At 44.5% G+C, this 14,437-nt stretch carries 14 protein-coding genes; 7 read left to right on the forward strand and 7 right to left on the reverse strand.

Translation table 11 applies throughout. The features are described from left to right. Positions 1-510 precede the first annotated feature (510 nt). A complete protein-coding gene (locus AKG33_RS04310; protein ID WP_050707997.1) occupies positions 511-2,505 on the forward strand; it encodes an ATP-dependent helicase in 1,995 nt (664 codons plus the stop codon). An 89-nt stretch (positions 2,506-2,594) separates the two neighbouring features. Here the strand turns inward: AKG33_RS04310 and guaA are convergent, their stop codons facing one another. The 6 genes from guaA to AKG33_RS04340 form a co-directional block, all read right to left on the reverse strand. Beyond that, complete coding sequence (gene guaA / locus AKG33_RS04315) at positions 2,595-4,148, reverse strand: glutamine-hydrolyzing GMP synthase (protein WP_012030723.1); 1,554 nt, start codon at positions 4,146-4,148, stop codon at positions 2,595-2,597. Between the two features lie 8 nt (positions 4,149-4,156). Further along, positions 4,157-4,543, reverse strand: coding sequence for a DUF6404 family protein (locus AKG33_RS04320; RefSeq protein WP_012030722.1), 387 nt, complete (start codon positions 4,541-4,543; stop codon positions 4,157-4,159). Between the two features lie 124 nt (positions 4,544-4,667). Beyond that, the gene (locus tag AKG33_RS04325) at positions 4,668-5,417 is read right to left on the reverse strand and encodes a transporter substrate-binding domain-containing protein (protein ID WP_081423582.1); all 750 of its coding nucleotides are present in this window, start codon (positions 5,415-5,417) and stop codon (positions 4,668-4,670) included. 108 nt (positions 5,418-5,525) lie between these two features. Continuing rightward, a complete protein-coding gene (gene guaB, locus AKG33_RS04330; RefSeq protein ID WP_012030719.1) occupies positions 5,526-6,980 on the reverse strand; it encodes an IMP dehydrogenase in 1,455 nt (484 codons plus the stop codon). Between the two features lie 182 nt (positions 6,981-7,162). Next, on the reverse strand, positions 7,163-7,627 hold the full coding sequence (locus tag AKG33_RS04335; RefSeq protein WP_012030718.1) for a SoxR reducing system RseC family protein: 465 nt from the start codon (positions 7,625-7,627) through the stop codon (positions 7,163-7,165). After that, positions 7,620-7,958 carry an efflux RND transporter periplasmic adaptor subunit gene (locus AKG33_RS04340; protein WP_152907711.1) on the reverse strand — a complete coding sequence of 113 codons (339 nt, stop codon included), beginning with the start codon at positions 7,956-7,958 and terminating at the stop codon, positions 7,620-7,622. Before AKG33_RS04340 ends, AKG33_RS04335 begins: the two co-directional genes overlap by 8 nt. A 303-nt stretch (positions 7,959-8,261) precedes the next feature. Here AKG33_RS04340 and AKG33_RS04345 point away from each other — a divergent pair, with 303 nt between their 5' ends. The 6 genes from AKG33_RS04345 to AKG33_RS04370 all read left to right on the forward strand — a co-directional run bounded on the left by AKG33_RS04345 (position 8,262) and on the right by AKG33_RS04370 (position 13,444). Then, a complete protein-coding gene (locus AKG33_RS04345; RefSeq protein ID WP_050707991.1) occupies positions 8,262-9,200 on the forward strand; it encodes an SPFH domain-containing protein in 939 nt (312 codons plus the stop codon). Continuing rightward, positions 9,197-9,649 carry an NfeD family protein gene (locus AKG33_RS04350; protein ID WP_012030715.1) on the forward strand — a complete coding sequence of 151 codons (453 nt, stop codon included), beginning with the start codon at positions 9,197-9,199 and terminating at the stop codon, positions 9,647-9,649. Before AKG33_RS04345 ends, AKG33_RS04350 begins: the two co-directional genes overlap by 4 nt. Continuing rightward, positions 9,630-10,421: a phosphodiester glycosidase family protein gene (locus AKG33_RS04355; RefSeq protein ID WP_050707992.1), complete on the forward strand. Its 792-nt coding sequence runs from the start codon at positions 9,630-9,632 to the stop codon at positions 10,419-10,421. Before AKG33_RS04350 ends, AKG33_RS04355 begins: the two co-directional genes overlap by 20 nt. Beyond that, positions 10,418-10,942, forward strand: a complete 525-nt coding sequence (locus tag AKG33_RS04360; protein WP_012030713.1) for a CreA family protein — start codon at positions 10,418-10,420, stop codon at positions 10,940-10,942. The genes AKG33_RS04355 and AKG33_RS04360 overlap by 4 nt, the downstream gene beginning before the upstream one ends. A 101-nt stretch (positions 10,943-11,043) precedes the next feature. Beyond that, positions 11,044-12,567, forward strand: a complete 1,524-nt coding sequence (locus AKG33_RS04365) for a Ppx/GppA phosphatase family protein (protein ID WP_050707993.1) — start codon at positions 11,044-11,046, stop codon at positions 12,565-12,567. Positions 12,568-12,574: 7 nt separating this feature from the next. Further along, the gene (locus AKG33_RS04370) at positions 12,575-13,444 is read left to right on the forward strand and encodes a DUF368 domain-containing protein (protein ID WP_012030711.1); all 870 of its coding nucleotides are present in this window, start codon (positions 12,575-12,577) and stop codon (positions 13,442-13,444) included. 7 nt (positions 13,445-13,451) lie between these two features. Here AKG33_RS04370 and AKG33_RS04375 read toward each other — a convergent pair whose 3' ends face one another. After that, a complete protein-coding gene (locus tag AKG33_RS04375) occupies positions 13,452-14,435 on the reverse strand; it encodes a YhdH/YhfP family quinone oxidoreductase (protein WP_050707994.1) in 984 nt (327 codons plus the stop codon). Positions 14,436-14,437: the final 2 nt, after the last annotated feature.

The following is a 14,437-nucleotide window of genomic DNA, read 5'->3' on the forward strand; positions in this document are numbered from 1 at the left end:
GATCCAAATTACCTACAACGCCGGTTTTAGTCGGGTCAACTTCATCATCGGAAGCTTGATTTTCGAGCTCTTTTTGTTTTTTCTTGTATGCGTCGAAAAGACCTTTATCGATTTTACTTAAGGTTGCTTCTGGGAAATTCTTTTTTGAAATTACGACCGCGGTTTTATCGTTTTTTGATTCGGATTTATAAAAACATAAAAAACAGTTTAAAAACTTGCGGCAAAAATTTTTCTTTAAAAGCCTGCCAAATTTTCTCCATGATTTTTGTGTTAACGTTTTATAAAACGTTTTATAAACTGCATAAAGTTTTCCAAATTGTTTTTAAAATCGTTCCGTCGCCGTGAAAAAGTTTTCTTTTAAAACCGCCCTTTTTATCCGCTTTTTTATGATTTTTATTGCAAAAAAGGCATCAAATTTTGGTGCCGTCATTTGAATAACCGGAGCAAATGGTCGATAATTTCGCGCCGACTTTATCTCGGAATAACCCTTTCATTTATTGGATATATTTTGTGTTCGATCAATTAAATCCACAGCAACGCGCCGCCGTTCTTTATCTTGATTCTCCTCTGCTGGTTATCGCTGGCGCTGGTTCCGGCAAAACCGGCGTTATTACCGAAAAAATCGCGTATCTCATCGAAAGCGCGCATTACGACGCCCCAAATGTATGCGCCGTGACCTTTACCAATAAAGCTGCGCGCGAAATGTTAGCGCGCAGCCGTGCCCGTTTAAAAAAGCGAGCGCACGGATTAACGATTGCCACGTTTCATCGTCTCGGGCTGATGATGCTCGAGCGCGATTTTGCTAAAGCGAATCGGCGCCGCGGTTTTAGTATTTTTGATCAACACGATAGCCTCACGTTGTTGCGCGAATTGTGTCACAACGATGATGATGCATTTTTGCGCCGTATGCAGCAGCACATTTCCGCGTTTAAAAATGCCAATGTTTTGCCGGAAGAAACCGCTTCTTTAATGATTGATGACGAAACGGCAGCGCAGGCGGCAAAAATTTATTGCGCTTATTGTGAACGTTTACAGGCGTATAACGCGGTGGATTTTGATGATTTGTTGTTATTGCCAACGCGACTATTAAAAACTGATGCCGCGGTGCGCGGTTTTTGGCAGGAAAAAATCCGTTATTTATTCGTCGATGAATATCAAGATACTAACAATTGCCAATATGCTTTGATGCAGTTGATTGTGGGCGCGGGCGGCGCGTTAACCGCGGTTGGCGACGATGATCAATCGATTTACGCGTGGCGCGGGGCACAGGTGAAAAATTTGCAGTATTTGCAGGAAGATTATCCGCAGCTTCACATCATCAAATTAGAGCAAAATTACCGTTGCCATCATAAAATTTTGCAGGCGGCAAACACGTTAATTGCGCACAATCCGCATCTTGTGGAAAAACGGCTTTGGTCGCAGTTGGAACGCGGCGACGGCGTTTGTATTTTTGCGGCGCGTAATGATGAAGCCGAAGCCGAACGCATCGCCAGCGCGATTTATCAGCAAAAATTACGCACTCAAGCGGCGTGGCAGGATTTTGCCGTGTTATATCGCAGCAATTTTCAGGCACGGGCAATTGAGCAGGCGTTGCGCGATGTGAGTATTCCTTACCAAATAAGCGGCGGCACCAGTTTTTATGAACACAGCGAAATCCGCGATTTACTCGCCTATTTGCGTTTAATTAATAATCCGGAAGATGATGCGGCATTTTTGCGGATTTGTAATGTGCCCAAACGCGAAATTGGTACTAAAACGTTGACGGTTTTAGGCGAATATGCGGCAAAACGGCAATGTTGTTTATTTTATGCGGCAACGGAATTGGGTTTGGCTACGTTATTGTCGGCGCGCGCGGCAATGAGTGTGCAGCAGTTTTGCCAATGGATTGAAGAAAAACAAAAAGAAGCCGAAACGGCGCTGCCCAGCGCATTATTGCAAACGGTGATCGATGAAGTAGCTTATCGTGAATATATTGAAGCCAATGAGGCGCCGGCAAAGGCGGAAAAACGTTGGGCGCGGGTTGAGGAGTTGATCGCGTGGCTTGTGCGTTTGGAGGAGGAAGAACGTTATCAATCGTTAGCGGGATTGATGCGGCATGTGTTGTTGCTTGATATTTTGGAGCATCAGGATAAGCAAAAAGATGGCGTGCAATTGATGACGTTGCATGCAGCAAAGGGTTTGGAATTTCCTTATGTGTATATCGCCGGCGTGGAGGAAGATTTGTTACCACATCATCATTGCGGCGAAAGCGAGGAAGCGATTGCAGAAGAACGGCGATTGCTTTATGTCGGCATGACGCGGGCAAAGTTTCAATTGACTTTGAGTTACGCTAAACAACGCCGCCACGGCAAAAATTGGGAGGCGAGCACGGCAAGCCGTTTTTTGCAGGAATTGCCAGAAGAAGGCATTGATTGGCAAGACGGGCGCTGCGCGATTGATGAACAGGCGCTTAACGAAAAACGCGAGGAAATGTTTAGCACGCTGCGGCAGATGTTTGAAATGTGAATTTGCTTCTTAAAAAAAATCGTTATGAAAAAATCACCCAAAGAATGCATTCTTTGGGTGATCGTCAACATGAAATAGCAAATAGCGCGCTATTCCCACTCAATCGTTGCCGGCGGTTTACTACTCACATCGTAAACCACGCGCGAAATGCCCGAAACATGATTAATAATCCGCCGCGAAACTTCATCTAAAAAATCATAAGGCAATTTTGCCCACCGCGCCGTCATAAAATCAATTGTTTCCACCGCGCGCAACGCCACTACAAAATCATAACGCCGCCCGTCGCCCATCACGCCCACCGAACGAATCGGTAAAAAAACAGCAAACGCTTGGCTCACAGCATCATATAAATCATATTCGCGCAACGCTTGAATAAAAATCGCATCGGCTTGCCGCAGCAAATCGGCATATTCCGCCTTCACTTCTCCCAAAATGCGCACGCCCAAACCTGGCCCCGGAAAAGGGTGACGATAAATCATCGTTTTTGGCAAGCTCAAAGCCAGCCCCAATTGCCGCACTTCATCTTTAAACAACATGCGCAACGGTTCCAAAAGCGATAAATTCATCTTTTCAGGCAAACCGCCCACATTGTGATGCGATTTAATCACTTGCGCTTTGCCCGTTTTACTACCAGCCGATTCAATCACATCAGGATAAATCGTGCCCTGCGCCAACCATTTAGCGTCCTTAATTTTTGCCGCTTCTTCATCAAAAATTTCAATAAACAAACGCCCGATAGTTTTGCGTTTTTCCTCGGGATCGGTCACCCCTTTTAATGCTGCAAAAAAGCGATCAGCCGCATTAACGCGAATCACGTTAACGCCCATATTTTGCGCAAAAACCGCCATCACTTCATCGCCTTCATGCAAACGCAATAAACCCGTATCCACAAAAACACATGTCAATTGCGCGCCGATGACTTCGTGCAATAACGCCGCAACCACGGAAGAATCCACGCCGCCCGATAATCCCAAAATAACTTTTTCGGTGCCTACTTTTTCGGCAATTTCGCGCCGTTTTTCGGTAATAAAATGCTCGGTTGTCCAATCAGCTGAACAACCGCATATTTTGCGCACGAATTGTGCGATTAATGCCGCGCCGTTTGGTGTATGCGTGACTTCTGGGTGAAATTGCACGCCGTACCACGGTTTTGATTGATGCGCGCAAGCAGCAATCGGCGCATTATTTGAAGACGCAATCGCAACAAATTCTGCCGGCAATTGGCTGACGTGGTCGCCGTGGCTCATCCAAACATCGCGCATATCCAATCCGGCAAAAAAGGCGTGATCCGCTTGAAAATCCAGCGCGGCATAACCAAATTCTTGTTGATTTGTATGCGTAACTTGACCGCCCCAATGTTTAATCATCGCCTGCATGCCGTAGCAAACGCCTAAAATCGGGCAATCCAATTGCCAAACAATTTCAGGAATGGTTGGCGCATCGCTTTCGAGCGTACTATTAGGACTGCCGGAAAGAATGATGCCTTTGGGCGCAAAAGCGCGGATCATTTGCGGATCCACATCGTAAGCGTAGATTTCGCTATAAACGCCCGCCTCGCGCACACGGCGCGCAATTAATTGCGTAAATTGCGAGCCAAAGTCCAGAATTAAAATTTTATCGTTATGAAGATTAGAATGAAGCATGATTATCCTTAAAGATTGTCATATTTTATGATCTCCTGCCAAGGCATTATTTGATATTTTCGTCTTTGCCATTCCCAAAAACCAGCGGCAGCGGCGCCAAAAATCGGCGTCAAAATAACGCTAAAAAAAAGAGAAAAAATCAAAGAATAAAAAACATCATGCCCCAAAAAAATTAAGGCATAGAGCAGAAAAAAAGGGAGTAACAGCAGCGCAGAAAAAATGCTCATCATGATGAAGTTCTTTAAAAAATCAGCCACAATCGGCGGCGGAATTTCCAAGCCGCGCTGCCATAAAACGCGATAAATTTTCGGAGATTTATAAGAATTTGGAATCCGCGCCGTCCATAAATAAGCCAATATTTGCCGAATGGATTCAGGATATTCCTCCGGAATCATAAAATGCTCCTTACTCACAAGTTTATTCAAATGTCTACTTTAACGGTTTTTAAAATAGAACGGAAAAAACGATGAAATATTGAGCCTATTTTTGAGCAACAGAGATGAAAATAAAGGCAAAAAACTATCGCCAACGCGCAATAATTTGACTGAGTTCACCGCTTTTCCGGATATTTTCCAAACCGGCGTTAATTTTACGCAATAATTCTTGTTCGCGCTCATCAACACCAATAACTAATTGCGTTGCATCTTTATCTTCGGCAGTCATATCAATCACTTGTGAATAAAAAACGCGGCGACTCAACGCGCCGCGCGTAGCCAAATAATTGAGCACTAAACAATCGCCCGCAGCAAATTCGGCTTTACCGTTTAATAAACTTTTCAAACTCAAAAAATGCGTTCCCGGAAAAGCAACAAATTGATCGGGATTAGTGATGATTTGATTTTCTAAAAAAAGATCTTTTAAGCCATCTGCGGGATCGGTGCTGATGGTGCCGTTTGTCCAATGAGCTAATTTATCTTTATCCAAAGAAAAAATGCAATCTTTTGATTCTAAATAATATTCTGAAGCGGTGATGCCGGAAAAATCAGAAAGATCACTACGAGAAACGCCTTCCATAATGATGGATAATCCTTCTTCTTTCCAATTTTTCAAAGCTGACCACGGAAGAATTTTGTAATCAAATTCAATATCTTGATCGATAGCAATCGCATTTAAAATATCAATATCAATGCCGGAAACTTTGCCGCGCTCATCAGTGCTTGCATAAGGCGCATAAATTCTTTCCGTACCGACCAAATAAGTTTTTGCCAAAACAGTTTGGGACAAGATTGAAAATCCCAGCGCTATCAGTAACACATTATTTTTCATCATAAACTCCGATTCTAATACGACAAAAGTCCATTGTGCTACAAAATAGCGCGGGTGTCCCTACTATTTTTTAATCATGCCGCAGCGCAAAGCCACGGCATCAGCCAAAAACTATAATTTGTGATAGTTGGGCGCTTCTTTAGTGATAGTGACATCGTGAACGTGAGATTCTTGCATGCCGGCGCTACTGATACGCACAAACCGCGGTTTTTCGCGCATTTCTGCCAAATTATGGCAACCGACATAACCCATTCCCGAACGCAAACCGCCCATTAATTGCTCAATCACACCAGAAACCGAACCTTTATAAGGAACGCGTCCTTCAATACCTTCCGGAACATATTTTTCCGGCTTTTCGCCCCCTTGGAAATAACGATCCGCTGATCCGGCATTCATGGCGCCTAAAGAACCCATGCCGCGATACGCTTTATAAGCGCGACCTTGGAAAACTTCCACCTCGCCAGGAGATTCTTCCGTTCCTGCCAATAAACTTCCGATCATCACCGCGTGCGCGCCTGCTGCAATCGCTTTGGCAATATCGCCGGAATAACGCAAACCGCCATCAGCAATAACTTTCACATCGCGCCCTTTCATAGCATTGACCACGTTACTAATCGCCGAAATTTGCGGCACGCCAACGCCGGCAATAATCCGCGTGGTACAAATTGATCCCGGACCAATCCCTACTTTCACCACATCAGCGCCGGCATCAGCTAACGCGATTGCAGCATCAGCGGTTGCAATATTACCGCCCACAATCACCAAATCCGGATGCGATTTGCGTAACGCCTGCACGCGATCAATCACGCCTTTAGAATGACCGTGCGCCGTATCAACCACAATCATATCCACGCCGGCAGCCGTTAATAATTCAATACGTTCTTCGCTATCAGCGCCGGTGCCGATTGCCGCAGCAACACGTAAACTTTCGTTACTATCACGGCATGCATTTGGATAATCGCGGCTGCTGCGCAAATCTTTAACGGTAACTAATCCTTTCAAAGCAAAATTATCGTCAACCATCAATAATTTTTCGATGCGATGATTTTGCAATAACGCTTTAATTTCTTGCTGGCTCGCGCCTTCTTTAACCGTGATTAACTTTTCTTGCGTCGTCATCACTTCGCGGACTTTTTTATCGTCTTCGGTATAACGAATATCGCGGCGGGTAACGATGCCAATTAATTTTCCATTTTCTAAAACCGGCAATCCGGAAAAATTATGTTCACTAATGATGCGCCGCACCTCGCCAATCGTGACATCGGCGCTGGTAGTTAAAGGATCGCGCACGATTCCTGATTCAAAACGTTTCACTTTGCGAACTTCTGCCGCTTGCCGTTGCGGCGACATATTTTTATGAATGACCGCGATGCCGCCCATTTGAGCCAAAGCAATCGCTAAACGAGATTCGGAGACGGTATCCATTGCGGCGGATAAAACGGGAATATTTAACGTAATGCCGCGGGCAATTTTCACTTTTAAATCAACACTACGCGGCAAAACTTCCGAATAATCCGGCACTAATAAAACATCGTCAAAAGTAAGGGCTTCTTCAATGATGCGCATTTTTTCTCCGCAGTTACTAAAATGGCGCGTCATTTTAACGTAAAAAGAAAATTTAGAGCGGTTTTATTTTGCCGGCAGCGCTATTCCATGATGAAACTGCAAACGGCAAACGCGGAAAAATGATGGAGTTATGGCATCTGACAAAAAAGAAATGAAACATCATGAGCAGGTTTTGCGTGATATTACGGTTTCAAACTGCAGGGGAAAAAACCAGATTGTGCATTTTCTGCAGGATACAACGATAAATGGCGCTGCAATAAACATTGTCGGTGATTTTTACTCAATAATACCGCGCCAGCACTGCTCAAAATCGCCGCGAAAAAAGTTACATATTCTGCAAACGGCGTCCCCATAAATAACACCACAAAAAATAAAAATAACGGCAAACCGTAGGTATAAATCGCTAATAAAGACAAAATTCGGCGCGAAATGCACAACATTCCATAATCGCCCCAAGATGTTTCCGGTTGCCGCGGCAACGTTAAAGATGCCGGAAAAATCGCACCCGTAAACCACATTTCCTGCTTGCCGCAAGCGCAATTTTGCGTGCAGTGCAAACATTGGGCATTTTCTCCCAACATATTGATTGTTAAGTAATGCTCATTTTGAGCGATGATTTTTACCGGTATTTTCAGAAAATCATTCATTTTTTTGCTGCCGGATCACGTTTTGCGCAGAATGCAACGCGCTTTCTGCGGCAATTTCTGCGGCGCGATAACGTCCCTGTTGAATTAATTTTTGCGCGCGCTGATACGCCGCTTCCGCTTCCGCTAAATCAGGACACGAACACGGCGGCGTTAAATATTTGGGACACGAGCAAGTCGCCAACGATTTTGCCGCGTCAATAGCGGCTTGTGCTTCACTTAAACGTTGGAGCGGCATCGATGAAAGAGACGTTGTACACGCAACCATCATTTCCAAAAGCGGCAACAAACACAAAAAACGTGATGACGGCATAAAATTTTTCATGAATATCATTTTTATCCTAATTTTTAAGCGTAGACGATAAAATAAATGCAACGGGTGACGTATTAAAGCATCTTTTGCTCCGGCGCCAACATAATACGCCAACGCGTGAAAAACAACCGTCCGCCGGAGACAAAAAAAGCCCGCGTTCGATTCTTTATAAAGCCGGCGTGGACTTTTCTCCCAAAGCGGTATTTTCGAGCAAATATACGCCGAATTTGCGCAATCGTATTGCAAATTATTTTATTTTTAACATAAGGCATGCAGATTGCTTGCAAAGAATGAGCATAACAATCACATCAAAGGAGTTTCATAATGGAAATGGTTTCTGGCGTTAATGTCTTTACCTTAATTTTTGTTTTTACCCTGATTTGGTTGGTTAGAAAAGCAGTGCAAATTGTGCCGCAGGGAATGGAATATACCGTGCTGCGTTTGGGACGTTATCACCGCACTTTAGATCCGGGTTTTACTTTATTAGTGCCGTTGTGGGAATCGATCGGGCACCGCGTCAATATGAAAGAACGGGTTTTTGACGTGCCGCGGCAAGAAGTAATTACGCAGGATAACGCCATCGTCAGCGTTGATGGCGTGGTGTTTTTTCAAGTTATCGACGCGGCAAAAGCGGCGTATCGCGTGGACGATTTGGAATTGTCCATTATGAATTTATCCATGACGAATTTGCGCACGGTGATGGGCTCCATGCCGTTAGATGATTTATTGTCTCGCCGCGATGAAATCAATCATAATTTATTAAAAACCATTGATTTAGCAACGAATCCTTGGGGCGTCAAAGTCACGCGTGTAGAAGTTAAAGACATTACACCGCCCGATGAATTAGCCGATGCGATGGCGCGACAAATGAAAGCCGAACGCATCAAACGCGCGCAAATTCTAGAAGCCGAAGGTTTACGGCAAGCGGAAATTCTGCGCGCCGAAGGGGAAAAACAAGCGCAAGTTTTAGAAGCCGAAGGCGAAAAAGCCGCAGCATTTTTGCAAGCCGAAGCCCGCGAACGCCTCGCACAAGCCGAATCACGCGCTACACAAATGGTTTCCCAAGCGATTGAAAACGGAAACATCAATGCTATTAACTATTTCGTTGCGCAAAAATACGTGGAAGCGTTGGCGAAATTTGCCGAAAACGATCAACAAAAAACCTTTTTCATGCCGATGGAGTCTAACGGTTTATTAGGCGCGCTCGGCGGCATTGCCGAAATGTTAAAACAAAGCGCCGATCGCGGAGCCGATAAGAAATGACGTTGCTCGAACCCATTTTTTGGAATTGGTTGGTTTTAGCGGCATTTTTTTTATTCGTTGAACTCATCAGCCCTTCTTTTTTTGCGTTTTTTTTAAGCCTCGCGGCGGCAATTGTTGCCGCGATCAGCTTTATTTATCCCGAATTATCGTTATCAGCGCAAGGAATTTGCTTTGCGCTTTTTGCGCTCGTCAATACGATTTTTTGGTGGAAATTCGTTAAAAAACGTTGGCAAAATGATCGCCGCGATCTCTCAACGCAATTAAATCACCCCAATAACGAATTGATCGGACGCCATTTTCAGCTGCAAACGCCGATTGAAAACGGGCGCGGGCAATTGCAAATTAACGATAGTTTTTGGACGATTCACGGCGAAGATATGCCCGCCGGCGCCATAATTCAAATTGATCGCATTGAAAGCTTGGATATTTATGTTAGTCGCGTTGCGTAAAATAATTGTGCCGGTGATTTTGTCGTCGTTTTTATTGGAAACGGCTGCCGCGCATTTGGATTTTAAAAAGGTGGCAGGCGGTAATTTTGCGCGTTTTCATCATCAATCGGTTGATTATGCAGTTTTTATGCCGGAGCACGACAAAATCCGTTTTTTATGGCAAAACGATCGCGGCGAAAATTATCAAACGATGCACCACGCTTTGCGCGCACTGACGAATGAAGGTTATCAAGTACATTTTTTAATGAATGCCGGCATTTTTAATCAAAACGCGCAACCGGCAGGTTTGTGGGTTGAAAAAAAGGCGCTTTTGCGCCCGTTAAATCGACGTTCTGGCAAAGGTAATTTTCATATTCAGCCGAACGGCGTTTTTTATCTCACTCAAGAAAAAGCGCACATCATCACCACCGTGCAATGGCACAATAATCCGCCAAAAGCAGATTATGCCGTGCAATCCGGACCTTTGTTGATTATCGACGGCGCGATTAATTCGCGGTTGCCGAAAAATCATAAAGCGGCGTATAAACGTAATGCCGTATGCGTTGATAAAGCGCGGCGCGTTTATTTTGTAATTACAACGCGTTATGACGACGGCACGCATTTTCCTAATCTTTACCGTTTTGCACACGCTTTGCAAACGATTGGCTGCCAGCAGGCGTTATATTTGGACGGTTCGTTATCCGATTTTTATTTACCCATGGAAAGTAGCCGTTTTCACTGGCAGAAGTTTGCCGGCATGATTGCGGTAGTATCAAAAAGGAATGATAAATGAATAAATTATGGTTTTTGTTGGCGGTTTTATTCGGGTTGACCGCGTGCAGCGATGAAGCGGAAAAAATCGGAGAAGCGAGCACGGTTTTTAATGTGCTCGGGAAAAATGATCGCATTGAAATTGTGGCGCTCGATGATCCTGATGTTGCCGGCGTTTCGTGTTTTCTTTCTTACGCGAAAAAAGGCGGTCTTAAAGAATTCGTTAATTTAGAAGAAGATACGAGCGACGCCTCTATTACTTGTTTGCAAACGGCGCCCGTTATTCGTTTTAATGAAAAACATGTGCTCAATCCGCGGCAAATTTTCAAGCGTAACAGTAATTTGACTTTTAAAAGCATGCAAATTGTGCGCTATTACGATCAAAAGCGGAAAACGTTTTCTTATTTGGTTTATAGCGACAAAATTATTGAAGGTTCGCCGAAAAATTCTTTAACCGCATTTTCTTGTTATCAAACGCCGGCGACGGAAAAAATCGCCGATGCGCTGCAAATCGGCAGTTGTATTATTGACGTTTCAAAATAGGCGCCGATGAATAAAAGCATGACTTATGGTTGGAAAAATCATAAGAGATTTTTAGGAACAAGTGTTATCATGCCGCCCGAATTTTTAGGGTTTATTTTCTTATGACTACTGATGCACATTCTTATTATGCTGCTTTGGATTTAGGCTCAAACAGCTTTCATCTCATCATTGTTCAATTAACCGATAGCGGCATTCAGGAACTCGATAAAATTCGGCATATGGTTCACCTCGGCGAAGGTTTGGATAAAAATAATTATTTAAGTAACGCCGCGATGACGCGCGCTTTAGAAGCATTAAGTTCTATGCGGCAGCGCATCGCGCATATTCCAGAAGAACATATCCGCGTTGTGGGCACGAATACAATGCGTATTGCCGAAAATGGCGAAGAGTTTTTAAAAGCAGCAGAAGAAGCCATCGGCACCAATATTGAAATTATCAGCGGCGCCGAAGAAGCGCGTTTAATTTATTTGGGCGTGATCGCGCATAATTATTTCCCCGATCGCAATTTGGTTATCGATATCGGCGGCGGTTCAACCGAAATCATCACCGGCACCGGCAAAGAAATCCATTTATTGCGTTCGGTTAAAATGGGGTGCGCCAATATGGCAAACCGCTTTTTTGCCGATGAAAAAATCACGCCCGCCTGTATTAAAAAAGCCGTGGATTATGTTGGTAAAAATATCGAACCATTTCAAAGAGAAGTGATCGATTTTGCCAGTCAACGCATTACTTTTTGCTCGGGAACGGCAAAAGCAACGGAAAAAGTATTGCAACAATTGCATTTATGCGAACGCGGCATTGAGAAAAAAGCGCTGGATCAATTAATTGATGTTTTAGTAGATATCGGCAGAAGCGATCATTTATCGGACGTTTTAGATTTAAATCCCGATCGGCGTTTTGGTTTTATCGGCGGCGTTTGCATTATTCTTGGTTTATTCAAGCATTTGCAATTAACGCAGGCAATCGTCAGCCAGCAGGCTTTGCGTGAAGGCGTGATTTTAGAATTGATGAACCGCGCCGATAATAAAGATGAACGCGAGCATACCGTTAGCGCATTGCAGCAGCGTTTTCAAATTAATCTGCATCAAGCAAAACGCGTCACCACGCTTGCCCAACATCTCAATCAACAATTGCCGCCGATCGATTTGCCCAGCTTTCATAGTTTGCTTACTGCTGCCAGCAACTTGCATGAAATTGGTTTGGCAATTGATTTAAATAAACATCAAGATCACGGCGAATATATTTTAATTCACGCGGATTTACCGGGATTTACCCAATTAATGCAACAAATGTTAGCCGTTTTAGTCAAAGGGCAACGCAAAAAAATCCCCAGCAAATTGATCCACAATTTTCCGCTGCAATATCAACCGATGCTGTGGCAATATTTATTAGTGATTCGTTTATCGGTATTGCTTTATCGCAGCCGCGTTAATATCGATCCTAAAGATTACCCCAAAATCGAAATCAATAAACAAACCGTTCATTTAACATTTCCTGAAGGATTTTTAGCCGAACGACCGCTAACCGTTGCGGATTTAAATGATGAAAAAAACCAATGGAAACATAACACTCCATACCGGTTAACCTTTAATTCTCTAGCAGAACACGGCTTAAATATGAATTGAGAGCATTATGCGCACAAAAAAAGATTATTTAATTATTTACTTAAAAGGCATTGCGATGGGCGCGGCAGATATTGTGCCCGGCGTTTCCGGCGGCACCATCGCTTTTATTTCCGGCATTTATGAAGAATTAATCAACAGCATTGCCGCATTTAAACCCGAACTTTTGAAAACATTATTTAAAGAAGGTTTTGTTGCGGTTTGGCAAAAGGTTAACGGCAATTTTTTAGCAACGTTGATCGCTGGCATCATGACTTCAATCCTGCTGTTTGCGCAATTAATTCGTCATTTGCTCGATTCTCAACCTTTATTCGTCTGGTCATTTTTCTTTGGATTAGTGCTCGCCAGCGTTTTTATTTTATTTAACAACATTCACCGCTGGCGCGGACAGGAAATGGTCGCGTTATTAACGGGAATTTTCTTATCCGGCGTTGTCTATTTTCTCCCCACCACAACCGCCGCCAATATCACGCCTTCTTATATTTTTTTCTGCGCCGCGCTTGCCATTTGCGCAATGATATTACCGGGAATTTCCGGATCCTACGTTTTAGTTTTATTGGGCGTTTATCGCTTTATGCTCGACGCGCTGCATTGTTTTGATTTCAACATCATTGCCATTTTTATCGGCGGCGCCGTCATCGGATTGCTTTGCTTTGCGCACTTTTTGAAATTTTTATTAAACAACTACCGCAATCCCGCGCTCGCATTGCTCACCGGCTTTGTTGCCGGCTCATTAGTTAAAATCTGGCCGTGGTCATTATTGCCGGAAGACAGCTGTTTTCTCGCGCATTATTTTTACCCGATTTTACTCATTATCACCGGCGGCACGCTCGTTATTCTCATCGAAACTTTGGGACGCCGCAGCGCCAAAAATAAATAAAACGCTACTATTCAAAATCAGCGTCCGCTGGTGCGCAACGCACGATCACGCGCCCCGCGCGCAACATCTGCCATCTGCGCGCCAGCGGTAATACTTCATCTAAAAAAATCTCTTGATACGGCATTGTGGCAATAAAATCAGCATCAAAATACCGCGCCAACCATTGCCACACTTGCTCCCGCCGCGCCAGCGAACAATGCGTTGTAATGCCAAATAACGCAATGCCGCGCACAATAAACGGCAATAATGACGCCGTAAAATCCGGCGCCGTCACCACGCCAATCGCTGCCACGGCGCCTTGTTGCCGAATTTGAGAAAGCATTGCGGCAAGTGCGCGCCCGCCCAAACAATCAATACCGCCGGCAACTTGTTCTTTTGCCAACGCTTTTGACGATGCATATAACGATTCCAGCGCTAATAAACGACTGGCGCCGTGATGCAATAAAAGCGATTCATGCAACGCCGGATTACGCGTTACTGCCACCACGTCATAACCCAAATAAGCCGCAATTTTCACCGCCCACAAACCCACGGCACCGCTGGCGCCCGTAATCAATAACTCACCCTGCTCCGGCAAAATACCGCTTTGTTGTAATTGCAAAATCGCCTGCGCCGCGGCAAATCCTGCCGAACCCAATAACATCGCTGATTTACTCGACCAATCGCGCGGCAAAGCAAATACAGCCGAAAGCGGTAAGTGCACTTGTTCGGCAAGACCACCGTCATACATCGCGCCCAATCCCGCGCCCGTGCAAAAAATTTTATCGCCGCGCCGAAATAATCCCTGATCCGATAGCACCACGCCGACCGCATCAGAACCCGCGATCAGCGGCAAACGTTGCAGCGCTTCAGCGCGTCCCGTCAACGCCAACATATCTTGATAATTTACCGCCGAATATAAGGTTTGCACGGCAACAAAACCTTTTTCCACCGGCGCGGCAGTCAAATCCACCAATGCTGCACCTTGTTTTTGCACTTGAATCGCTTTCATGA

The organism is Dichelobacter nodosus (genome assembly GCF_001263335.1).
Classification (GTDB): domain Bacteria; phylum Pseudomonadota; class Gammaproteobacteria; order Cardiobacteriales; family Cardiobacteriaceae; genus Dichelobacter; species Dichelobacter nodosus.